Source organism: Kitasatospora sp. NPDC057223 (genome assembly GCF_042669755.1).
Taxonomy (GTDB): domain Bacteria; phylum Actinomycetota; class Actinomycetes; order Streptomycetales; family Streptomycetaceae; genus Kitasatospora.
The window spans coordinates 1-21,719 of the sequence record NZ_JBHUWW010000062.1 but is presented as its reverse complement, the minus strand read 5'-3'; the positions used below and the strand labels follow the sequence as shown (position 1 = coordinate 21,719).

At 68.4% G+C, this 21,719-nt stretch carries 18 protein-coding genes; 15 read left to right on the top strand and 3 right to left on the bottom strand.

The genetic code is table 11. The features are described from left to right. Positions 1–194 precede the first annotated feature (194 nt). The 15 genes from ACFUK0_RS21900 (at position 195) to ACFUK0_RS21830 (ending at position 18,281) form a co-directional block, all read left to right on the top strand. Positions 195–1,826 carry an ABC transporter substrate-binding protein gene (locus ACFUK0_RS21900; RefSeq protein ID WP_380252683.1) on the top strand — a complete coding sequence of 544 codons (1,632 nt, stop codon included), beginning with the start codon at positions 195–197 and terminating at the stop codon, positions 1,824–1,826. A gap of 146 nt (positions 1,827–1,972) precedes the next feature. Next, positions 1,973–2,899, top strand: coding sequence for an ABC transporter permease (locus tag ACFUK0_RS21895; protein WP_380252681.1), 927 nt, complete (start codon positions 1,973–1,975; stop codon positions 2,897–2,899). Further along, the gene (locus ACFUK0_RS21890) at positions 2,892–3,833 is read left to right on the top strand and encodes an ABC transporter permease (protein ID WP_380252679.1); all 942 of its coding nucleotides are present in this window, start codon (positions 2,892–2,894) and stop codon (positions 3,831–3,833) included. Before ACFUK0_RS21895 ends, ACFUK0_RS21890 begins: the two co-directional genes overlap by 8 nt. A 14-nt stretch (positions 3,834–3,847) precedes the next feature. Beyond that, complete coding sequence (locus ACFUK0_RS21885) at positions 3,848–4,903, top strand: ABC transporter ATP-binding protein (RefSeq protein WP_380252677.1); 1,056 nt, start codon at positions 3,848–3,850, stop codon at positions 4,901–4,903. After that, a complete protein-coding gene (locus ACFUK0_RS21880; RefSeq protein ID WP_380252675.1) occupies positions 4,896–5,912 on the top strand; it encodes an ABC transporter ATP-binding protein in 1,017 nt (338 codons plus the stop codon). The genes ACFUK0_RS21885 and ACFUK0_RS21880 overlap by 8 nt, the downstream gene beginning before the upstream one ends. Before the next feature lie 224 nt (positions 5,913–6,136). Beyond that, positions 6,137–7,762, top strand: coding sequence for an ABC transporter substrate-binding protein (locus tag ACFUK0_RS21875; RefSeq protein WP_380252673.1), 1,626 nt, complete (start codon positions 6,137–6,139; stop codon positions 7,760–7,762). A gap of 134 nt (positions 7,763–7,896) precedes the next feature. After that, positions 7,897–8,823, top strand: a complete 927-nt coding sequence (locus ACFUK0_RS21870; RefSeq protein WP_380252671.1) for an ABC transporter permease — start codon at positions 7,897–7,899, stop codon at positions 8,821–8,823. Further along, complete coding sequence (locus tag ACFUK0_RS21865; RefSeq protein ID WP_380252670.1) at positions 8,816–9,814, top strand: ABC transporter permease; 999 nt, start codon at positions 8,816–8,818, stop codon at positions 9,812–9,814. Before ACFUK0_RS21870 ends, ACFUK0_RS21865 begins: the two co-directional genes overlap by 8 nt. 15 nt (positions 9,815–9,829) lie before the next feature. Continuing rightward, positions 9,830–10,879 carry an ABC transporter ATP-binding protein gene (locus ACFUK0_RS21860; protein WP_380252668.1) on the top strand — a complete coding sequence of 350 codons (1,050 nt, stop codon included), beginning with the start codon at positions 9,830–9,832 and terminating at the stop codon, positions 10,877–10,879. Beyond that, on the top strand, positions 10,872–11,975 hold the full coding sequence (locus ACFUK0_RS21855) for an ABC transporter ATP-binding protein (RefSeq protein WP_380252667.1): 1,104 nt from the start codon (positions 10,872–10,874) through the stop codon (positions 11,973–11,975). The genes ACFUK0_RS21860 and ACFUK0_RS21855 overlap by 8 nt, the downstream gene beginning before the upstream one ends. 437 nt (positions 11,976–12,412) lie before the next feature. Continuing rightward, entirely contained in the window at positions 12,413–14,092 is a 1,680-nt protein-coding gene (locus ACFUK0_RS21850; RefSeq protein ID WP_380252666.1) for an ABC transporter substrate-binding protein, read from the top strand. 178 nt (positions 14,093–14,270) lie between these two features. After that, complete coding sequence (locus ACFUK0_RS21845; protein WP_380252664.1) at positions 14,271–15,200, top strand: ABC transporter permease; 930 nt, start codon at positions 14,271–14,273, stop codon at positions 15,198–15,200. 10 nt (positions 15,201–15,210) lie between these two features. Further along, positions 15,211–16,158 carry an ABC transporter permease gene (locus ACFUK0_RS21840; RefSeq protein ID WP_380252662.1) on the top strand — a complete coding sequence of 316 codons (948 nt, stop codon included), beginning with the start codon at positions 15,211–15,213 and terminating at the stop codon, positions 16,156–16,158. Between the two features lie 52 nt (positions 16,159–16,210). Continuing rightward, positions 16,211–17,269 (top strand): ABC transporter ATP-binding protein, encoded by a 1,059-nt coding sequence (locus ACFUK0_RS21835; protein WP_380252660.1) that lies wholly within the window; start codon positions 16,211–16,213, stop codon positions 17,267–17,269. Beyond that, positions 17,262–18,281, top strand: a complete 1,020-nt coding sequence (locus ACFUK0_RS21830; RefSeq protein WP_380252658.1) for an ABC transporter ATP-binding protein — start codon at positions 17,262–17,264, stop codon at positions 18,279–18,281. Before ACFUK0_RS21835 ends, ACFUK0_RS21830 begins: the two co-directional genes overlap by 8 nt. Positions 18,282–18,363: 82 nt before the next feature. Here ACFUK0_RS21830 and ACFUK0_RS21825 read toward each other — a convergent pair whose 3' ends face one another. Genes ACFUK0_RS21825 through ACFUK0_RS21815 form a run of 3 tightly spaced genes read right to left on the bottom strand, consistent with a single transcriptional unit; the run spans position 18,364 to position 21,584 of the window. Further along, the gene (locus tag ACFUK0_RS21825) at positions 18,364–19,467 is read right to left on the bottom strand and encodes an ABC transporter ATP-binding protein (protein WP_380252656.1); all 1,104 of its coding nucleotides are present in this window, start codon (positions 19,465–19,467) and stop codon (positions 18,364–18,366) included. A gap of 19 nt (positions 19,468–19,486) precedes the next feature. Continuing rightward, the gene (locus ACFUK0_RS21820) at positions 19,487–20,554 is read right to left on the bottom strand and encodes an ABC transporter ATP-binding protein (RefSeq protein WP_380252654.1); all 1,068 of its coding nucleotides are present in this window, start codon (positions 20,552–20,554) and stop codon (positions 19,487–19,489) included. A gap of 49 nt (positions 20,555–20,603) precedes the next feature. Next, positions 20,604–21,584 carry an ABC transporter permease gene (locus ACFUK0_RS21815; RefSeq protein WP_380252652.1) on the bottom strand — a complete coding sequence of 327 codons (981 nt, stop codon included), beginning with the start codon at positions 21,582–21,584 and terminating at the stop codon, positions 20,604–20,606. Positions 21,585–21,719: the final 135 nt, after the last annotated feature.

The window sequence follows — 21,719 nt, the reverse complement described above, 5'->3', positions numbered from 1 at the left end:
TAATTGAGATCCGTATTCGTCACTTTCGTCTCCGTGTGTGACGGATAGTGGGTCGAGTCAGGCTCGGGCAAGGGTTACGCGCAGGGGTGCGCGCCGAACCTCGAGCGAGGAAGCACCACCGGCCAGGCGATGACGCCGGCCACTTCCCCCGGTGCTCTCCACGTTTGCAAACACGGATTTCAGGAGGCACACCGATGCGCGGTGCCAGCCAGGCCAAGTGGGTTGTCGCAGCTGTTGCTGTCGCCCTCGCCGCAACTGCTTGCGGCAGCGGTTCGTCCAGCAGCGGCAGCAGCTCCGACGGCGCGGTCAACGCCCAGGGCGTCTTCAGCTACCAGGGCAGTGAGCCGCAGCACCCGCTGCAGCCGGCGAACGCCATGGAGGTCGGCGGCGGCCGCATCATCAAGAACCTCTTCCGCGGTCTGGTCGACTACGACCCCACGGACGGCAAGCTGCGCAACCAGGTCGCCGACAAGATCGAGACGACCGACGCCCAGCACTACAGCGTGACCCTGAAGTCCGGCTGGACCTTCCACGACGGCACCCCGGTGACCGCCGCGTCCTTCGTCGACGCCTGGAACTGGTCCGCCAACACCAAGAACAACCAGGTCAACAGCAACTGGTTCTCCGACATCGCCGGCTACGACGCCGTGCACCCGGAGGCCGGCGACCCGACCGCGGACAAGATGTCCGGCCTCAAGGTCGTCGACGACACGCACTTCACGATCGACCTGAGCGCCCCGGTCTCGTACTTCCAGTACAAGCTCGGCTACACCGCCTTCTCCCCGCTGCCGACCTCGTTCTACGCCGACCCGGTCAAGGCCGGCGAGAACCCGATCGGCAACGGCCCCTACAAGTTCGTCTCGTGGGAGCACAACAAGGCCGTCACCCTCGCCACGTACGACAAGTACACGGGCCTGGACAAGCCGAAGAACGGCGGCATCGTCTTCAAGAACTACACCGCCGCCGAGGCCGCCTACAAGGACCTGACCTCGGACAACCTGGACGTCCTCGACCAGGTCGACCCGACCGACCTCGCCAACTACAAGACGGACCTGGGCGACCGCGCGGTCGACCAGCCGATGGGTGGCATCACCTCCATCGCGTTCGCCATGTACAACGACGCGTGGAAGGCCCCGGAGAAGGCCAAGGTCCGCCAGGGCCTGTCGATGGCCATCGACCGCGAGACGATCACCAAGACCGTCCTCAACGGCTCGCGTGCCGCGGCCGACAGCTGGGTCGCCCCGGGCGTGGCCGGCTACAAGAAGGGCGCCTGCGGCGAGGCCTGCACCTTCGACCCCGCGAAGGCCAAGGAGCTCATCGCGGCCGGCGGCGGCGTGCCGGACAACAAGGTCACCGTCCTGTACAACGCCGACGGCGGTCACAAGGAGTGGGTCGACGCGGTCTGCAACTCGATCCGCCAGTCCACCGGCGTGGAGTGCATCGGCGAGCCGAAGCCGGACTTCAAGTCCGCGCGTGACCTGATCGACGGTCACAAGGTCACCAGCATGATGCGTTCGGCCTGGCAGCAGGACTACCCGATCAACGCCAACTTCCTCCGTGACATCTACGGCACCGGCGCCTCGGCGAACGACTCGCTGTACTCCAGCCCCGAGTTCGACAAGCTCGCCAAGGAGGCCGACGCGGCCGCCAGCATCGACAAGACCACGGAGCTGTACGGCGAGGCCGAGGCCGTCCTGGCCAAGGACATGCCGTCCATCCCGCTCTGGTACTACAAGACCAACTCGGGCTGGGACAACAAGGTCCAGAACGTCAAGTTCGACTCCTTCGGCGACCCGGTGTTCACCCAGGTCGAGGTCAAGAAGTAATCAGCCGATTCCACTCGGCCCGCCGGGGCTGTAGCAGTTCACCCCGGCACGCAATGTGAAGGCGACGGCCGGTGTCGGCCTCCCCTCCCCACAAGGGAGGGGGCCGGCACCGGCCGCTTCCGCGCCGACCACGCAATGGAGGCATGATGGGGCGCTTTGTCGCGAGGCGACTGCTCCAGATGATCCCGGTGTTCCTCGGTACGACCGCGCTCATCTTCTTTATGGTGTACGCACTGCCGGGAGACCAGGTCCGGGCAATGTGGGGCGACAAGCAGCCGGATCCGGCCCAGCTTGCCTCCCTGAAGCACAAGTTCGGGTTGGACCTGCCGCTCTGGCAGCAGTACCTGCACTACATGCGCAACCTGTTCACCGGTAACTTCGGCGAGACCCTCCGGGGCACGAAGGTGATCGACGAGATCACCGACGCGATGCCGGTCACCATCCGGCTCGCCCTGATGGCCTTCGGCATCGAGATCGTCTTCGGTGTCGCGCTCGGCCTGGTGGCCGGCCTGAAGCGCGGCAAGCTGGCGGACAAGGGCACCCTGGTGCTCACCCTGCTGCTGATCTCCATCCCGGTGCCGGTGCTCGGCTACCTGTTCCAGACGGTCTTCGCGGACCAGCTGAAGTGGGTCACGCCCACCGTCCAGGACTCGATGAACCTCGGCCAGCTGCTGCTGCCCGCCGTCGTCCTCGGCTCGCTGTCGCTCGCGTACGTCGCCCGGCTGAGCCGCACGTCGATCGTGGAGAACGTCCGCGCCGACTACATGCGCACCGCGGTCGCCAAGGGCCTGCCGCGCCGCCGGATCATCGGCACCCACCTCCTGCGCAACTCGATGATCCCGGTCATCACCTTCCTGGGCACCGACCTGGGCGCCCTGATGGGCGGCGCGATCGTCACCGAGGGCATCTTCAACGTCAAGGGTGTCGGAAACGCGCTGTTCCGCGCGATCAACCAGAAGGAAGGCGCGACGGTCGTCGGGTTCGTCATCGTTCTCGTGCTCGTCTACCTCGTCGCCAGCCTGATCGTCGACCTGCTCTACGCGGTCCTGGACCCGAGGATCCGTTATGCCTGACGTGATCGAGAAGAACGCGAAGATCCCGGCCCAGCCTGGCTCGCCCGAGAACGCCGTGGCCAAGCCCGAGAAGGCCCGCAGCCTCGGTTCGGACGCCTGGGAGGAGCTGCGCCGCAAGCCGATCTTCCTGATCTCGGCCGCGCTGATCCTGGTGCTGATCGTGATGTCGATCGCCCCGGGCCTGTTCAGCTCGGTGGACCCGCGCGCCGGCGACCTGCGTACGCACTACCTGACGCACCCGAACTACACGCACTTCTTCCAGGCGGACTGGTTCGGCTACGACGGCCAGGGCCGCTCCATCTACTCCCGGGTGGTGCACGGCGCGCGCGCCTCGATCATCGTCGGCATCTGCGTGACCGTCGCCGTGACCGTCACCGGCGGCCTGGTCGGCATGCTGGCCGGCTACTTCGGCGGCTGGATCGACACCCTGCTGTCCCGCATCACCGACATCTTCTTCGGCATCCCGCTGCTGCTCGGCTGCCTGGTGATCCTGAACGCCTTCACCGACCGCACCGTGTGGAGCGTGGTCTTCGCGCTCACCGCGATCGGCTGGACCCAGATGGCCCGCGTCATGCGCGGTTCGGTCATCACGGTCAAGCAGGCCGACTACGTCACCGCCGCGAAGGCGCTGGGCGCGGGCACCCGCCGGATCCTGCTGAAGCACATCCTGCCGAACGCGATCGCCCCGGTGATCGTGGTCGCCACCATCGCCCTCGGCGGGTACATCGCCACCGAGGCGACGCTGAGCTTCCTGGGCATCGGTCTGCAGGACCCGACGATCTCCTGGGGCATCGACATCAACTCGGCCCAGAAGTCGATCCGGACCGCCCCGTTCGTGCTGTTCTTCCCCGCGGGCATGCTGAGCATCACGGTGCTGGCGTTCATCATGCTCGGCGACGCGGTCCGCGACGCCCTCGACCCGAAGCTGCGCTGAGAGGCGGACGCATCATGACCACCGTCACTGAACCTGAGACCGCCCCGGCGAGCGGGCGCCTCGCCCCCGGCACCCCGCTGCTGGAGGTCAAGGACCTGCACGTCGAGTTCGTGACCCGGGACGGCATCGCCAAGGCCGTCAACGGCGTGAACTACTCGGTCGCGGCCGGCGAGACCCTCGCGGTCCTCGGTGAGTCGGGCTCCGGCAAGTCCGTCACCGCGCAGACCATCATGGGCATCCTCGACATGCCGCCGGGCCGCATCACCTCCGGTGAGATCCTCTTCCGCGGCCAGGACATGCTCAAGATGAGCAACGAGGAGCGGCGCCGGCTGCGCGGCCGGAAGATCGCGATGATCTTCCAGGACGCGCTGTCCTCGCTCAACCCGGTGCTGAGCGTCGGCTACCAGCTCGGCGAGATGTTCCGGGTGCACCAGGGCGCCTCCCGCAAGGAGGCGAAGGCGAAGGCCATCGAGCTGATGGACCGGGTGCGCATCCCGGCCGCGAAGCAGCGCGTCGGCGACTACCCGCACCAGTTCTCCGGCGGTATGCGCCAGCGCATCATGATCGCGATGGCGCTGGCCCTGGAGCCGGACCTGATCATCGCGGACGAGCCCACCACGGCGCTGGACGTCACCGTCCAGGCCCAGGTGATGGACCTGCTGGCGGAGCTGCAGGCCGAGTTCAACATGGGTCTCATCCTGATCACCCACGACCTCGGCGTGGTCGCCGACGTCGCGGACAAGATCGCCGTGATGTACGCCGGCCGGATCGTCGAGACCGCCCCCGTGCACGAGCTGTACGCCAACCCGGCGCACCCGTACACCAAGGGCCTGCTCCGCTCGATCCCGCGCCTGGACCAGAAGGGCCAGGAGCTCTACGCGATCAAGGGCCTGCCGCCGAACCTGCTCAAGGTGCCGGCCGGCTGTGCGTTCAACCCGCGCTGCGACGTGGCCACCGACCTGTGCCGGACGGAGATCCCGGCCCTGCACCAGGTGACGGACCGGGACGGCGCGGAGATCGCCGGCCGCAGCAGCGCCTGCCACCTCTGGAAGGAGACCCTCCATGGCTGAGCCCATCCTGGAGGTCAAGGACCTGGTCAAGCACTACCCGCTGTCCCAGGGCATCCTCTTCAAGAAGCAGGTCGGCGCGGTCAAGGCGGTCGACGGCATCAGCTTCGAACTGCAGCAGGGCGAGACGCTCGGCATCGTCGGCGAGTCCGGCTGCGGCAAGTCGACCCTGGCCAAGGTCCTGATGAACCTGGAGCAGGCCACCTCCGGGCAGGTCCTGTTCAAGGGCGAGGACATCTCCCGCCTGTCGGGCAGTGCCCTCAAGGCCGTCCGCCGCAACATCCAGATGGTGTTCCAGGACCCGTACACCTCGTTGAACCCGCGGATGACGGTGGGCGACATCATCGGCGAGCCGTACGAGATCCATCCGGAGGTGGCGCCGAAGGGCGACCGCCGCAAGGCGGTTCAGGATCTGCTGGACGTGGTGGGGCTGAACCCGGAGTACATCAACCGGTATCCGCACCAGTTCTCCGGCGGTCAGCGCCAGCGCATCGGCATCGCCCGCGGCCTCGCGCTCAAGCCCGAGGTGATCATCTGCGACGAGCCGGTGTCGGCGCTCGACGTGTCCGTCCAGGCGCAGGTGATCAACCTGCTGGAGCAGCTCCAGAGCGACTTCAACCTGTCGTACATGTTCATCGCGCACGACCTCTCGATCGTCCGGCACATCTCCGACCGGGTCGGCGTGATGTACCTCGGCAAGATGGTCGAGATCGGCACCGACGAGCAGATCTACGAGCACGCCACCCACCCGTACACCCAGGCGCTGCTGTCGGCCGTACCGGTGCCGGACCCGACCGGCCGCGAGGGCCGCGAGCGGATCATCCTCTCCGGTGACATCCCGTCGCCGGCCAACCCGCCGTCGGGCTGCCGGTTCCGCACCCGCTGCTGGAAGGCGGAGGACCGCTGCGCGACCGAGGTGCCGCTGCTGGCCGCACCGGAGCTGCTCAAGGGCCCGGCCTCGCACGACTCCGCGTGCCACTTCGCCCAGGTGATGGCGGGCGCCGCCGCCTGACCGAGGGCCGTACCGGCCGAAGGCAATCCTGACCGAGGGACCCGCAGCACGGTGCTGCGGGTCCCTCGGTTTTCCGCTGCCCGGTCCGTTCAGTCCTGCCGGCGGCCGGTCCTGCACCTGACGGTGGCTCGGCTGCACCCATCCGGCCGTATCCGGGTCGCGCCGCCGTAGCCGCGCGCTTCTCATGGGGTGTGATGCGACACACACCCTGAGGAGGGACCTCCATGCCCGCAGCCACCCCCCGCGTTCGATGGGTCCTCGCCGCTGCGACATCCGTGGCCCTGGTGGCCAGCGGTTGTGGCAGCAGCGGGGGAGGCGGCAGTAGTTCGTCCGACGCCACCAAGACGTTCAGTTACCAGAGCAGCGAGCCGCAGAACCCGCTCCAGCCGGCGAACGCGAACGAGGTCGGCGGTGGTCGCATCATCCAGAACCTGTTCCGTGGCCTGGTCGACTACAACCCGTCCAACGCGGAGATCCGCATGCAGGTGGCGGAGTCGATCGACACCAGTGACGCGCAGAACTTCACCGTCACCCTGAAGACCGGCTGGACCTTCCACGACGGCACGCCCGTCCTGGCCAAGAACTTCGTGGACGCCTGGAACTGGGCCGCGACGACGACCAACAACCAGATCAACAGCTCCTGGTTCTCCGACATCCAGGGCTACAAGGACGTCCACCCGGAGAACGGCGCTCCGACCACCACCAAGATGTCCGGCCTGGTGGTCGTCGACGACACGCACTTCACCATCAAGCTGAACAACAAGGTGTCGTACTTCGAGTACAAGCTCGGCTACCCGGCCTTCTCGCCGCTGCCGGACTCCTTCTACAGCGACCCGGCCGGCTTCGGCCAGAAGCCGATCGGCAACGGGCCGTACCAGTTCGTCAGCTGGGACCACAACTCGCAGGTCGTGACGAAGGCGTACGCGGACTACAAGGGCGTGGACCCGGCGAAGAACGGCGGGATCGTCTTCAAGATGTACACCACCGCGGAGGCGGCGTACGCGGACCTGCAGTCGAACAACCTGGACGTGATGGACCAGGTCCCGCCGTCGGCGCTGGCGACCTACAAGACCGACCTCGGGGACCGGGCCATCGACGCCCCGCAGGGCGCCATCCAGAACATCGGCTTCACGCTCTACCAGCCCGAGTGGGCCGGCGCCGACAAGGCCAAGGTGCGCCAGGGCCTGTCGATGGCGATCGACCGCAACACCATCACCACGACGGTGCTCCAGGGCTCCCGCAAGCCGGCCACCGCCTGGGTGGCGGAGGGCGTGCAGGGCTACGACGCCGCGGCCTGCGGCGACGTCTGCAAGTTCGACCCGGCCAAGGCCAAGCAGCTGATCACCGAGGGCGGCGGGGTCCCGGGCGGCTCGATCAAGATCACGTACAACGCCGACGGCGGTCACAAGGAGTGGGTCGACGCGGTCTGCAACTCGATCCGCCAGGCCACCGGCGTGGAGTGCGCGGGCGACCCGAAGACCGACTTCAAGACCGCCCGCGCCGCCATCACCGGGCACACCATCAATGGCGCGTTCCGTACCGGCTGGGTGCAGGACTACCCGCTGAACGTGAACTTCCTCGCCGACGTCTACCGCACCGGTGCCGCGTCCAACGACTTCGGCTACAGCAGCCCGCAGTTCGACCAGCTGGCCAACCAGGCCGACCAGGCGGCCACCCTGCAGGACACCATCACCGGCTACCAGCAGGCCGAGAAGGTCCTCGCGCAGGACGTGCCCGCCATCCCGCTCTGGTACTACCGCACGAACTCGGGCTACTCCACCAACGTGCAGAACGTGGAATTCGACTCCTTCGGCAACCCGGCCTGGACCCAGGTCGAGGTCAAGGGCTGATCCTTCCTCCTCGCCCTCCCTCCCCGGCCCGGGAGGGGCCCGTCGGGCAGGAGGGGTGCCCACACCCCGCCGGCCCCGCCCTCCCCGCACGGGGGGCGGGGCCCAGGCAATCAGTCCTCTAGGAAGGAGGCGCGATGGGCAGCTACGTACTCAGGCGAGTGCTGCAGATGATCCCGGTGTTCTTCGGCACGACACTCCTGATCTTCCTGATGGTCTACTCGCTGCCGGGCGACCCGATCGCCGCACTGTTCGGCGACAAGGCCGCGGACCCGGCGGTGGTGGCCAACCTCCGGCACCAGTACTACCTGGACCAGCCGCTCTGGAAGCAGTACCTGCACTACATGGGCAACCTGTTCCAGGGTGACTTCGGGACGAGCTTCACCGGCCGCTCGGTCACCGACATCATGGCGGCCGCGTTCCCGGTGACCATCCGGCTGGCGCTGATGGCCTTCGCCTTCGAGCTGGTCGTCGGCCTGGCCTTCGGCCTGGTGTCCGGCCTGCGGCGCGGCAGCATCCCGGACACCCTGGTGCTGATCTTCACCCTGATCGTGATCTCGATCCCGGTCTTCGTGCTCGCCTACATCGCCCAGACGATCTTCGCCACCAACCTGGGCTGGGTCACCCCGACCGTGCAGGACTCCACGGACCTGTCCCAACTGATCCTGCCCGCCGTCGTCCTCGGCTCACTCTCGTTGGCGTACGTCGCCCGGCTCACCCGGACGTCCATCGGCGAGAACCTGCGGGCCGACTACATCCGCACGGCCACCGCCAAGGGCCTGCCGCGTCGGACCATCATCACCCGCCACCTGCTGCGGAACTCGCTGATCCCGGTGGTCACCTTCCTGGGCACCGACCTGGGCGCCCTGATGGGCGGCGCGATCGTCACCGAGGGCATCTTCAACGTGCAGGGCATCGGCAACGTCCTCTACCGGGCGATCAACCAGAAGGAAGGCCCCACCGTGGTCGGCATCGTGACCGTCCTGGTGATCGTCTACCTCGTCGCCAGCCTCATCGTGGACCTGCTCTACGCGGTCCTGGACCCGAGGATCCGGTATGCCTGACATTCACGACGAGAGCGGATTCGAGCGTCACCCCAAGCCGGGCCTGGACCACCTGGACTACGCCGGCGAGCAGGGCCGGGCGGTCGAGGAAGAAACGCTGATCGAGCCGGACCCGGTCAAGCGCGAAGAGGCCCGCAGCCTCTGGGGCGACGCCTGGCGGGACCTCCGGCGGCGGCCGATCTTCCTCGTCTCGGCCGTGCTGATCGTGCTGCTGGTGATCGTCTCGATCTTCCCCGGGCTGTTCACGGACACCAATCCGCGCGCCGCCGACCTGGTCAACAACTACCTCAAGCGGCCGGACTGGACGGACTTCTTCGGCGGCGGCTGGTTCGGCTACGACGGCCAGGGGCGCTCCATCTACGCCCGGGTGGTCTACGGCGCCCGGGCCTCCATCACGGTCGGCATCTGCGTGACCGCCGCCGTCACCATCCTCGGCGGCCTCACCGGAATGGTCGCCGGCTACTTCGGCGGCGCCGTCGACGCGGTGATCTCCCGGATCATCGACATCTTCTTCGGCATCCCGCTGCTGCTCGGCGCGCTGGTGCTGCTGGGCGCCTTCTCCGCCCGGACGGTGTGGAGCGTGGTCATCGCGCTGGCCGTCCTGGGCTGGACCCAGATCGCCCGCGTGATGCGCGGCGCCGTACTGACCGTCAAGCAGGCCGACTACGTGGTGGCGGGGAAGGCCCTGGGGGCCGGCACCGGACGCCTGATGTTCCGGCACATCCTGCCGAACGCGATCGCCCCGGTGATCGTGGTCGCCACCATCGCCCTCGGCGGGTACATCGCCACCGAGGCGACGCTGAGCTTCCTGGGCATCGGTCTGCAGGACCCGACGATCTCCTGGGGCATCGACATCTCCTCCGCCCAGAAGGTGATCCGGACCGCCCCGTTCGTCCTGTTCTTCCCGGCCGCCGCGCTGTCGATCACCGTGCTGGCCTTCATCATGCTGGGCGATGCGGTGCGCGACGCCCTCGACCCGAAGCTGCGCTGAGCGAGGGGACGCACCATGAGCACTGCTGTCGACACCACCAAGCCCGAGCGGTCGGCCCCGTTCGACGGGCCGTTGCTCGACGTGCGGGACCTGCACGTCGAGTTCGTGACCCGGGACGGCGTCGCCAAGGCCGTCAACGGCGTCAGCTACAGCGTCAGCGCGGGTGAGACGCTCGCCGTCCTGGGGGAGTCCGGCTCGGGCAAGTCCGTCACCGCGCAGGCGATCATGGGCATCCTGGACATGCCGCCGGCCCGGATCCCGCAGGGCGAGATCCGGTTCCGCGGCCAGGACATGCTGACCATGAGCAAGGAGGAGCGGCGCAGGATCCGCGGCCAGAAGATCGCGATGATCTTCCAGGACGCGCTGTCCTCGCTCAACCCGGTGCTGACCGTCGGCTTCCAGCTCGGCGAGATGTTCCGCGCCCACCACAACGCCTCCCGCAAGGTCGCCAAGGCGAAGGCGGTCGAACTGATGGACCGGGTGCGTATCCCGGCCGCCAAGGACCGCGTCAACGACTATCCGCACCAGTTCTCGGGCGGTATGCGCCAGCGGATCATGATCGCGATGGCGCTGGCGCTGGAGCCGGACCTGATCATCGCGGACGAGCCGACCACGGCGCTGGACGTCACCGTCCAGGCGCAGGTGATGGACCTGTTGGCGGAGTTGCAGGCCGAGTTCCACATGGGGCTGATCCTGATCACCCACGACCTCGGTGTGGTCGCCGACGTGGCCGACAAGATCGCGGTGATGTACGCCGGCCGGATCGTCGAGACGGCCCCCGTGCACGAGCTGTACGCCAACCCGGCGCACCCCTACACCAGGGGGCTGCTCGACTCGATCCCGCGTCTGGACCAGAAGGGCCAGGAGCTCTACGCGATCAAGGGCCTGCCGCCCAACCTGCTGCGGATCCCGCCGGGTTGCGCGTTCAACCCGCGCTGTCCGCGGGCCCAGGACATCTGCCGGGCCGAGGTGCCGAAGCTGTTCCCCGTCACCGAGGACGACGGCAAGGAGCTGGCCGGCCGGGGCAGCGCCTGCTTCTTCTGGAAGGAGACCCTCCATGGCTAACGGGGCCAGCCCCCTGGGCGCACTGGTACCGGAGGAGATCGCCTTCGCGCAGCCGGTGCCGCGCGGCGAGCCGATCCTCGAAGTCCGGGATCTGGTCAAGCACTTCCCGCTCACCAAGGGCGTGCTCTTCAAGAAGCACGTCGGCGCGGTGAAGGCCGTCGACGGCATCTCCTTCGACCTCGTCCAGGGCGAGACGCTGGGCATCGTCGGCGAGTCCGGCTGCGGCAAGTCGACCCTGGCGAAGGTCCTGATGAACCTGGAGCCGGCCACCGCCGGCTCGGTGAAGTTCAAGGGCCAGGAGATCTCGAAGCTGTCGGGTGCGGGTCTGAAGGCGGTGCGGCGCAACATCCAGATGGTGTTCCAGGACCCGTACACCTCGTTGAACCCGCGGATGACGGTGGGCGACATCATCGGCGAGCCGTACGAGATCCATCCGGAGGTGGCGCCGAAGGGCGACCGTCGCAAGGCGGTTCAGGATCTGCTGGACGTGGTGGGGCTCAATCCGGAGTACATCAACCGGTATCCGCACCAGTTCTCCGGCGGTCAGCGCCAGCGCATCGGCATCGCGCGGGGGTTGGCGCTCAAGCCGGAGGTGATCATCTGCGACGAGCCGGTGTCGGCGCTCGACGTGTCCGTCCAGGCGCAGGTGATCAACCTGCTGGAGCAGCTCCAGACCGAGTTCAACCTGTCGTACATGTTCATCGCGCACGACCTCTCGATCGTCCGGCACATCTCCGACCGGGTCGGCGTGATGTACCTCGGCAAGATGGTCGAGATCGGCACCGACCTGGAGATCTACGACCACGCCACCCACCCGTACACCCAGGCCCTGCTGTCCGCGGTGCCGGTGCCGGACCCGACCGCACGGGAGTCCCGCGACCGCATCGTCCTCACCGGGGACGTCCCCTCGCCGGCCAACCCGCCGTCGGGCTGCCGGTTCCGCACCCGCTGCTGGAAGGCGCAGGAGCGCTGCGCGAACGAGGTGCCGCTGCTGGCCGCACCCTCCTGGCTCGGGGGGCTGGCGAAGCACGAGTCGGCCTGCCACTTCGCGGCGGAGCGCGAGAGCGGAGAGGGCGCAGTGACGCCGCCGGACTGACACCGCCGGACCGACACCGGCCGCCGGCCGAGGCCAGGGCGCACTCCGATCGAGGGGTGCGCCCTGGCCTTCGTCGTTGCATCGGAAGCTTCCGAATACTGGTCGCATATCTGACTGACTTTCGGGTATTACGCGACCTAACTCACCGCATTCCGGAGGGAGTTGTCCGATTTGCGGAAAGCGGAGGGGCACGTTCCGGGGATGATATGGCGGAATTTGGCGAGCATTGTCACGACTTGGTCTGAGCATGTAATGGAAAAGAGACGTAGTGGCGATTCCGCAGGAGGGGTCCATTGATCGATAGTTGCTCTACGCGCGTCAGGGGTCATGCTGCAACTCGGTGTAAAGGCCCCGATGTTGATACCTGCCCATGCCCGGCACCCCGGGAGGCGTGGGCTGCCGTTCGTTCGTAAGCCCTTATATCGAGAGGCAGTTGAATGAGGCTCACCACTACAATGCGCTGGACCGCCCTTGCGGCCACCGTCGTCATGGCTGCTGCTGCCTGCAGCAATGACGGGAAGTCGGGCACGAGCGGCGACGGCAATCCGGCCCCCAGCGCGACCGGGGCGGCGAAGCAGGGCGGGACGTTCAGACTGGGCATAGTCGAGCCGACTGCCATCGACCCGTACAACACCCAGGAGTCCGAGGGCACCCTTGTCACCCACTCCCTGTTCACGGGCCTGACCAGCGTCGACGCGAAGGGCAAGCTCTCCAATGCCCTGGCGGAGAGCCGTACCCCGAACGACGACTGCAGCCAGTGGACGTTCAAGATCAAGAGTGGCACCACCTTCAGCAACGGTGAGGTCGTCGACGCCGAGGCGTTCATCCGCGGCTGGACCCGGGCCTCGGCGAAGGAGGCGGCCTCGGACGTCGCCTACCACATGGCCGAGATCGAGGGCTTCAAGGAGCTGCAGGACGGCACCGCCCCCACCTTCTCGGGGCTGTCGGCGTCCGACCCCAACACCCTGGTGGTCAAACTCGCCACCAAGGACTGCGAGTTCGACCTCCGTACCTTCCACACCGTGTTCAGCCCGGTGCCGAAGGCGGCCGGCGCGGGCACCAACAAGGAGTACAACGACCAGCCGATCGGCAACGGCCCGTTCAAGCTCGACGGCCCCTGGCAGCACAACAGCAAGATCACGCTGGTCCGCAACGACAGCTACGGCCTGAAGAAGGCCAACCTCGACCGGGTCGAGATCTCCATCCTGAACTCGGCCGGCGCCTCCGACCTGGAGTACCAGGGCTTCCAGTCGGGCCAGTTCGACTGGGCCCGCCTCCCCACCGAGCAGCTGACCGCCGCCAAGGCCGCCAACTCGCCCAAGGGCCAGTGGCTGGAGTGGGACGCGAACGGCATCAACTACCTGCTGCCGATCACCTTCAGCGGCCCGCTGAAGACCAAGGAGGCCCGCCAGGCGGTCTCCTACGCGATCGACCGGGACGCCATCGGCAAGGGCGTCTTCAAGGGCTTCCGCTCCACCGCGACCGCCTTCGTGCCGCCGGCCTTCCCCGACGCGTACCAGAAGGACCTGTGCGCCAGCTGCGTCAAGCAGGACAAGGAGAAGGCCAAGCAGCTCGCCGCGCAGGCCGGCCTGACCCCCGGGACGAAGCTCTACTTCGGCTACAACACCGGTGGCGGCCACGACGCCTGGGTGCAGGCCGTGGCCCAGCAGCTGAAGGACGTGCTCGGCCTGGACGTCCAGACCGAGGGCATCCCGTTCAAGGAGCTGCTGGAGAAGGAGAAGTCGCCCGACGCCTCCGGCATCTTCCGCGCGGCCTGGGGCGCCGACTACCCGACCCCCGGCAACTTCCTGGCCCCGCTGCTCGGCACCGACGCGATCAGCGCGGACCCGGTGACCAACGTCGCCTCGGGTGACAACCGCGGCCGCTACAGCAACCCGGCGTTCGACGCCCTGCTGGCGAAGGCCACCGGCACCAAGGACGAGGCCGCGCGCAACAAGATCTACCAGGAGGCCGAGAAGATCGCCATCGGCGACGACCTGGCGCTCATCCCGCTTTGGAACCGCAGCCAGCAGCGCGTCGCGAACACCACCAAGTGGGCCAACCTCAGCTACGACTTCAACGAGGACCCGACCCTGGACTCGGTGTCGCTGAAGTAGCCGCTCCCTCGCACCCGGTGCGGTCCGCTCTCCCATCTGCCCGGTAGTCCAGCACCTTCGTCGGCCCTGCCTCGACCAGGCAGGGCCGACCGTGCGCACCGTGTGCCGCCAGACCCAGGTGGCTGCGAGAGGGCGGGCGGCACCGATCTGCCGCCACCCATCAGAGAGGTAACCCCCCATGGGCAGATATCTGCTGCGAAGGATCGGCGAGATGGTCGTCGTCGTCCTCGGCGCCACCCTGATCCTCTTCGCCTGCCTGTTCATCCTCCCCGGCGACCCGGTCGGTTCGATCGCCGGCAGCGACCGCGCCCGCGACCCCGCGGTGGTCAAGCAACTGCGTGAACGGTACGGCCTCGACAAGCCGTTGATCGTCCAGTACGGCACCTACGTGGGCCGGCTGGCCCAGGGCGACATGGGCGAGGACTTCACCCAGCGCCGGCAGGTCTCCGAGATCCTCGGGCCGAAGCTGGTCAACACCGCGAAGCTGGCGCTGGTCGCGATCATCTTCGACGTGGTGATCGGCGCCGCCGTCGGCACGCTGGCCGCACTGAAACGCTATTCGCTCTGGGACACCGTGGTCACGATGTTCACCACCATCGTGGTGGGCTTCCCGACCTTCGTCATCGGCATGCTGCTGCTCAACCTCTTCGCGGTGCAGCTGAAATGGGTGCCGGTGATCGGCGATCCGGGTGATCCGCTCCAGGTGATCCTGCCCGCGGTCACCCTGGCCATCATCGACGCCGCGCTGGTCGCGCGGCTGATGCGCGGCACCATGCTGGAGGTGCTCCGCGCCGACTACGTGAAGACCGCCATCGCCAAGGGGGTTCCGCGCCGCCAGGTGCTGCTCAAGCACGTGATGCGCAACTCGGTGATCCCGGTGGTCACCTACATCGGCATCTCGTTCGGCGGTCTGCTGGGCGGCGCGCTCATCACCGAGTCCATCTTCAACTGGGACGGTGTCGGGCTGGCCATGGCCACGGCGATCCAGCAGCAGAACAATCCGGTCATCATCGGCGTCGCCACCTGGGGCGTCGGCATCTTCGTCGTACTGAACCTGCTGGTCGACCTGATGTACGCGATGCTCGACCCCCGAATCCGGCTGAGTTGAGGGCGCGGACATGACTGAGGAAACCAAGAGCCCGTCCGACCTCGCCAAGCTGCCCCGGCAGCGCGCCTCGGAGGCCGCCGACAGCGGCGCCGACAACGGCGCCGAGCCCGCCGTCAAGGTGGTCAGGGAATGGCAGGAGGTCTGGCACCGCTACGCCGCCAACAAGCTGGCGCTGGTCGGTCTCGTCCTGGTGGCGGGCCTGCTGCTGACGGCCGCCTTCGCGCCGCTGATCGCCCCGTACGACCCGCTGCTGCAGAACCTCGACCGCACCATCGAGGCACCCAGCGCGGCCCACTGGTTCGGCACCGACATCCTCGGCCGGGACCAGCTCTCCCGGGTGATCTACGGCGCCCGGATCGCGACCATCGTGGGCATCGTCTCGATCCTGCTGACGCTGGTGATCGGTATCGTCCTCGGCGCCGTCGCCGGCTACTTCGGCCGGTTCTACGACACCCTGACGATGCGCGCCGCGGACGTGTTCTTCGCGTTCCCGCTGCTGATCGGCGCGATCATCATCATCACGGTGATCGGGCGCGGCGTCTGGCCGGTGGTGCTGTCCCTGGCGATCTTCGGCTGGGCCACCGTCGCCCGGCTGCTGCGGAGTTCGGTGCTCTCCGTCCGGGAGATGGACTACGTCCATGCGGCCAGAGCGCTCGGGGCGGGCCACCTGCGGGTGATCGTCCGGCACATCCTGCCCAACTCCCTGGCGCCGGTGCTCATCTACGGCACCTTCAACGTGGGCACCGCGGTGGTGGCGGAGGCCTCGCTGTCCTACCTCGGCGTCGGCGTCAGCCCCGAGATCCCGGAGTGGGGCAACATGCTGGCGGCCGGCAAGGGGTTCATCGGCGTCTACGACTACATGTGGACGCTGCCCTCGGTCGCGGTGGTGCTGACCACCCTCGGCTTCATCTTCGTCGGCGACGGGCTGCGCGACGCCCTCGACCCCAAGCTGCGGTGAGCGGCATGCGGCGGGCAAGGGGAGTACGGGCGACGAAGCGAAGGGCGAGGCGATGAGCAGCAGGACACTGAAGGACAGCCCGGTGGCCGAGCCGGCCGGGCAGAGTGCGGACGGGCCCCTGCTGGAGGTCGAGGACCTGCACGTGGAGTTCGTGACCCGGGAGGGGGTGGCCCGGGCCGTCAACGGCGTCAGCTACAGCGTCGACGCCGGCGAGACCCTCGCGGTGCTCGGCGAGTCGGGCTCCGGCAAGTCGGTCACCGCGCAGGCGATCATGGGCATCCTGGACAGTCCGCCCGGTCGGGTGGCCGGCGGCCGGGTGCTCTTCAAGGGCAGGGACCTGCTCACCATGACCGAGGAGGAGCGGCGCAGGATCCGCGGCCGGAAGATCGCGATGATCTTCCAGGACGCGCTCTCCGCGCTCAACCCGGTGTTCTCGGTGGGCTGGCAGCTCGGTGAGATGTTCCGGGTGCACGAGGGGATGTCCAAGAAGGCGTCCCTGGTGAAGGCCGTCGAGCTGATGGAGCGGGTGCGCATCCCGGCCGCGAAGCAGCGCGTCAACGACTACCCGCACCAGTTCTCGGGCGGTATGCGCCAGCGGATCATGATCGCGATGGCGCTGGCGCTGGAGCCGGACCTGATCATCGCGGACGAGCCGACCACGGCGCTGGACGTCACCGTCCAGGCGCAGGTGATGGACCTGCTGGCCGAGTTGCAGGCCGAGTTCCACATGGGTCTGATCCTGATCACCCACGACCTCGGCGTGGTCGCCGACGTTGCGGACAAGATCGCGGTGATGTACGCCGGCCGGATCGTCGAGACGGCCCCCGTGCACGAGCTGTACGCCAACCCGGCGCACCCGTACACCAAGGGACTGCTCCGCTCGATCCCGCGCCTGGACCAGCGCGGGCAGGACCTGTACGCGATCAAGGGCCTGCCGCCGAACCTGCTGCACCTCCCGGCGGGCTGCTCGTTCCACCCCCGCTGTGAGCAGGCCACCGACCTCTGCCGGGGCGAACGCCCGCTGCTCTCGCCGGTGGCGGGAGCCGGTGGCGAGGAGCTCCCGGGCCGGCGCAGCGCCTGCCACTTCTGGAAGGAGACCCTCCATGGCTGAGCCCATCCTGGAGGTCAAGGACCTGGTCAAGCACTTTCCGCTGACCCACGGCATCCTGCTCAAGCGGCAGGTCGGCGCGGTCAAGGCGGTCGACGGTGTCTCCTTCGACCTGCGCCGCGGCGAGACGCTGGGCATCGTCGGTGAGTCGGGCTGCGGCAAGTCGACCCTGGCGAAGGTCCTGATGAACCTCGAACGGGCCACGGCAGGGCAGGTGTTGTTCAAGGGCGAGGACATCTCGAAGCTGTCGGGTGCGGGTCTGAAGGCGGTGCGGCGCAACATCCAGATGGTGTTCCAGGACCCGTACACCTCGCTGAACCCGCGGATGACGGTGGGCGACATCATCGGCGAGCCCTTCGAGATCCATCCGGAGGTGGCGCCGAAGGGCGACCGTCGCAAGGCGGTTCAGGACCTGCTGGACGTGGTGGGGCTGAACCCGGAGTACATCAACCGGTATCCGCACCAGTTCTCCGGCGGCCAGCGCCAGCGCATCGGCATCGCACGGGGGTTGGCGCTCAAGCCGGAGGTGATCATCTGCGACGAGCCGGTCTCGGCGCTGGACGTGTCCGTCCAGGCGCAGGTGATCAACCTGCTGGAGCAGCTCCAGAGCGACTTCGACCTGTCGTACATGTTCATCGCGCACGACCTCTCGATCGTCCGGCACATCTCCGACCGGGTCGGCGTGATGTACCTCGGCAAGCTGGTCGAGATCGGTACGGAGGAGCAGATCTACTCCTTCCCGACCCACCCGTACACGCAGGCGCTGCTGTCCGCGGTGCCGGTGCCGGACCCGACCGGCCGCGAGGGCCGCGAGCGGATCCTGCTCAGCGGTGACCTGCCCTCGCCGGCCAACCCGCCGTCGGGCTGCCGGTTCCGCACCCGCTGCTGGAAGGCCGAGGACCGCTGCGCGAGCGAGGAGCCGCTGCTGGCGGTGCCGTCGGTGCTGAAGGGCGCGGCGGCGCACGAGTCGGCCTGCCACTTCGCCGTCGTCCGGGACGTGGTCGGCGCTGGCTGACCGCGGCGGCCTGCCCGCGGACAGCGCGGAGCCCGGGAGGGAAGACCCCTCCCGGGCTCTCTGCGCGGTGCCGGCCGCCCGGTCAGTCCTGGGTGGCCCGCGGGCCGGGCACGTCGTCCGTGGCGGCCTTCCCGGCCGTCGCCAGGGCGCCGGGGCCCTCGGGGAAGTGGCAGGCCGTCAGGTGGCCGTCCCGGCTGTCGGAGAGCCGCACCAGCGGCGGCTCGTCGGTGGCGCACTTGTCCTGCGCCTTCCAGCAGCGGGTGCGGAACCGGCAGCCCGACGGCGGGTTGACCGGGGAGGGCACGTCGCCGGTCAGCCGGATCCGCTCGCGGTGGTCGTCCGGGTCGGCCTCGGGGACGGCCGAGAGCAGCGCGTGGGTGTACGGGTGGCGGGGGTTCTCGTACAGCGACCGGCGGTCGGCGATCTCGACGATCTTGCCGAGGTACATCACCGCGACGCGCTGCGAGAAGTGCCGGACGATCGAGAGGTCGTGCGCGATGAACAGGAACGCGATCCCGAGGTCCTTCTGCAACTGCTGGAGCAGGTTGACGACCTGGGCCTGGATCGAGACGTCGAGTGCGGAGACCGGCTCGTCCGCCACGATCAGCTTCGGGCTGAGCGACAGCGCCCGGGCCACCCCGATGCGCTGGCGCTGGCCGCCGGAGAACTCGTGCGGGAAGCGGTTGTAGTGCTCGGGGTTGAGGCCGACGGTCTCCAGCAGCTCCTGGACGCGGTGCTGGATCCCACGGGCCGGCTTGATGCCGTTGATCTCCATCGGGGCGCCGATGATGGAGCCGACGGTGTGCCGCGGGTTCAGCGAGGAGTACGGGTCCTGGAAGATCATCTGGATCTCGGACCTGACCGGCGCCAGCGCCCGGCGGGAGGCGTGCGTGATGTCCTGGCCCGCGTACCGGATCTCGCCCGCGGTCGGCTCCAGCAGCCGGGTCACCAGCCGGCCGGTGGTCGACTTGCCGCAGCCGGACTCGCCGACCAGGCCGACCGACTCTTTGGCGTACACGCTCAGGTCGAGTCCGTCGACGGCGTGCACGGCGCCGACCTGGCGCTTGAAGATCAGCCCGCCCGTGACGGGGAAGTGCTTCTTCAGGCCGGTGATCTGCAGCAGCGGCTCACCGGCCTGGCCGGCGGGGGTGCCTTCGGCCTTGCCGAGGGTCAGTTGGTCGCTCATGGTCTCTTGCCCGTCCCGTTCAGCCGAGCCGCGGCTGGATCTGGTTGATGTAGATGTCCTGCTGCCCGGCCGCTGTGAGGTGGCAGGCCGTGGCGTGCCCGGCGGCCGGCGCCAGCAGCGGGCGCTCGGTGGTGCAGCCGTTGCCGGTGACCTGGTCCCTGAAGTCGCAGCGCGGGTTGAAGGGGCAGCCCGTCGGCAGGTTGATCAGGCTGGGCGGGGTGCCCCGGACCGGGCGCAGCGGCTGGTCGAGCGGGCCGCGCAGGCTCGGCATCGAGGACAGCAGGCCCCAGGTGTACGGGTGGCGGGGGGCCTTCAGCACCTCGCGGACGGTGCCGCGCTCGACCGCGCGGCCGGCGTACATCACCATCACGTCGTGGGCCGTCCTGGCGATCACCCCCAGGTCGTGGGTGATCATGATGATGGCGGTGCCGAGCTCCTGCTGGAGGTCCTTCAGCAGGTCGAGGATCTGCGCCTGGACGGTGACGTCCAGGGCGGTGGTCGGCTCGTCCGCGATCAGCAGGTCGGGGTCGCAGACCAGCGACATGGCGATCATCGCGCGCTGGCGCATGCCGCCGGAGAACTGGTGCGGGTAGTCGTCGACCCGCAGCGCGGGCTGCGGGATGCCCACCCGGGTGAGCATCTCGACGGCCCGGTCGCGGGCCTCCTGCTTGCTCGCGCCGGTGTGCTTGCGGTACGTCTCGCCGATCTGGCGGCCGATCGTGTAGTACGGCGAGAGGGCGGTCAGCGGGTCCTGGAAGATCATCGCCATCTTCCGGCCGCGCAGGTGCTCCAGTTCGCGGTTGGTGCGGCCGACCAGCTCCTCGCCGTCGAGCCGGATCGACCCGCCGATCTCGGTGGCGGCCGGGTTGTGCAGGCCGAGGATGGCCAGGTTGGTCACCGACTTGCCGGAGCCGGACTCGCCGACGATGCCGAGCGTGGTGCCCTTCTCCAGCTCGAAGGAGAGGCCGTCGACCGCCTTGACGATGCCGTCCTCGGTCCTGAAGCGCACCTCCAGGTCACGAACGCTGAGGAACGACCCGTCCTCGGTCCGGTCGGTCGCGGCCTGGGGCTTGGCCAGGGTGCTCACGGGCGTACTCCTCGGTGGGTGGTGCGGCGCGCAGAGCGGTTCGCGGCGCTCATGCCAGTCGGATTCGGGGGTCGATGAGGGCGTACGCGGCGTCCACGATGATGTTGAAGAAGACGATCAGTGCGGCCGCGACGACGACCACGGCCATCAGCATCGGCAGGTCGTTGTCGACCACCGCGTCGATCGACAGCCGGCCGATGCCGTGCAGGTTGAAGGTCGTCTCGGTGATGATCGCGCCGCCGAGCAGCGCACCGAGGTCGATGCCCAGGATGGTGATGATCTGGCCGAGCGAGCCGCGCCAGGCGTAGCGCATGAACACCGTCCGGCCGGTCATGCCCTTGGCGCGCGCGGTGCGGACGTGGTCCTCGGAGAGCTGCTCGATCATGGAGGAGCGCGTCATCCGGGTGTAGTTCGCGGTGAAGATCAGGGCGAGCACGATCCACGGCAGCAGCAGTCCGCTGAACCAGGCCGCCGGGTCCTCGGTGAGCTGTCCGTCGTGCGGCTCGGGGAGGATGCCGGTCTTCCGGACGAGGAAGTACATCGCCAGCGTCCCGATGAAGTAGATCTGCATCGAGGAGAAGGTCAGCGAGACGGCGCTGGCGGCCTTGTCGACCAGGCTGCCCTGCTTGTGGGCGGCCAGCATGCCCGCGCCGACGCCGAGCACCAGGAAGACCACGGCCGCGCCCAGGGTCAGCGAGATGGTGGTGGGGAAGCGGTCCAGGATGGTGGCGAGGACGGGCTCGTGGTTGGTGAACGAGTAGCCCAGGCACGGGGCCGCGCAGTCGCCCCAGGCGGGGTAGGTGCGGCCGACGAAGAGGGCGGTCAGCCAGTGCCAGTACTGCACGGGCAGGGCCTCGTGCATGCCCAGGTTGGTCCGGACGATCTCCAGGTCCGTCGGCGAGCAGATCTTGCCGCAGAAGGAGCGCGCCGGGTCGGCCGGGACGGCGTAGAAGAGCAGGAAGGTGATGGCGCTGATGATCAATAGGATCGCGCCCGCACCTAGGATCCGGCGCACAAGGAAGCGGAACATGGGAGCGGGATCTCCTGATCGGGTGTCACGGCCGGGCTGAGCGAGCGTGGTCGGAGGCCGGCAGCTGGGGTGGCTGGGTACGGGGCGCCACCCCGGTCGGGGGTGGCGGCGGTGTCCGCCGCCCCGGTTCGGGGC

What these genes read in the sequence shown, in the direction of transcription:
- ACFUK0_RS21900 (WP_380252683.1), top strand. Translation starts at nt 195, where the DNA reads ATGCGCGGTGCCAGCCAGGCCAAGTGGGTTGTCGCAGCTGTTGCTGTC.
- ACFUK0_RS21895 (WP_380252681.1), top strand. Translation starts at nt 1,973, where the DNA reads ATGGGGCGCTTTGTCGCGAGGCGACTGCTCCAGATGATCCCGGTGTTC.
- ACFUK0_RS21890 (WP_380252679.1), top strand. Translation starts at nt 2,892, where the DNA reads ATGCCTGACGTGATCGAGAAGAACGCGAAGATCCCGGCCCAGCCTGGC.
- ACFUK0_RS21885 (WP_380252677.1), top strand. Translation starts at nt 3,848, where the DNA reads ATGACCACCGTCACTGAACCTGAGACCGCCCCGGCGAGCGGGCGCCTC.
- ACFUK0_RS21880 (WP_380252675.1), top strand. Translation starts at nt 4,896, where the DNA reads ATGGCTGAGCCCATCCTGGAGGTCAAGGACCTGGTCAAGCACTACCCG.
- ACFUK0_RS21875 (WP_380252673.1), top strand. Translation starts at nt 6,137, where the DNA reads ATGCCCGCAGCCACCCCCCGCGTTCGATGGGTCCTCGCCGCTGCGACA.
- ACFUK0_RS21870 (WP_380252671.1), top strand. Translation starts at nt 7,897, where the DNA reads ATGGGCAGCTACGTACTCAGGCGAGTGCTGCAGATGATCCCGGTGTTC.
- ACFUK0_RS21865 (WP_380252670.1), top strand. Translation starts at nt 8,816, where the DNA reads ATGCCTGACATTCACGACGAGAGCGGATTCGAGCGTCACCCCAAGCCG.
- ACFUK0_RS21860 (WP_380252668.1), top strand. Translation starts at nt 9,830, where the DNA reads ATGAGCACTGCTGTCGACACCACCAAGCCCGAGCGGTCGGCCCCGTTC.
- ACFUK0_RS21855 (WP_380252667.1), top strand. Translation starts at nt 10,872, where the DNA reads ATGGCTAACGGGGCCAGCCCCCTGGGCGCACTGGTACCGGAGGAGATC.
- ACFUK0_RS21850 (WP_380252666.1), top strand. Translation starts at nt 12,413, where the DNA reads ATGAGGCTCACCACTACAATGCGCTGGACCGCCCTTGCGGCCACCGTC.
- ACFUK0_RS21845 (WP_380252664.1), top strand. Translation starts at nt 14,271, where the DNA reads ATGGGCAGATATCTGCTGCGAAGGATCGGCGAGATGGTCGTCGTCGTC.
- ACFUK0_RS21840 (WP_380252662.1), top strand. Translation starts at nt 15,211, where the DNA reads ATGACTGAGGAAACCAAGAGCCCGTCCGACCTCGCCAAGCTGCCCCGG.
- ACFUK0_RS21835 (WP_380252660.1), top strand. Translation starts at nt 16,211, where the DNA reads ATGAGCAGCAGGACACTGAAGGACAGCCCGGTGGCCGAGCCGGCCGGG.
- ACFUK0_RS21830 (WP_380252658.1), top strand. Translation starts at nt 17,262, where the DNA reads ATGGCTGAGCCCATCCTGGAGGTCAAGGACCTGGTCAAGCACTTTCCG.
- ACFUK0_RS21825 (WP_380252656.1), bottom strand. Translation starts at nt 19,467, where the DNA reads ATGAGCGACCAACTGACCCTCGGCAAGGCCGAAGGCACCCCCGCCGGC.
- ACFUK0_RS21815 (WP_380252652.1), bottom strand. Translation starts at nt 21,584, where the DNA reads ATGTTCCGCTTCCTTGTGCGCCGGATCCTAGGTGCGGGCGCGATCCTA.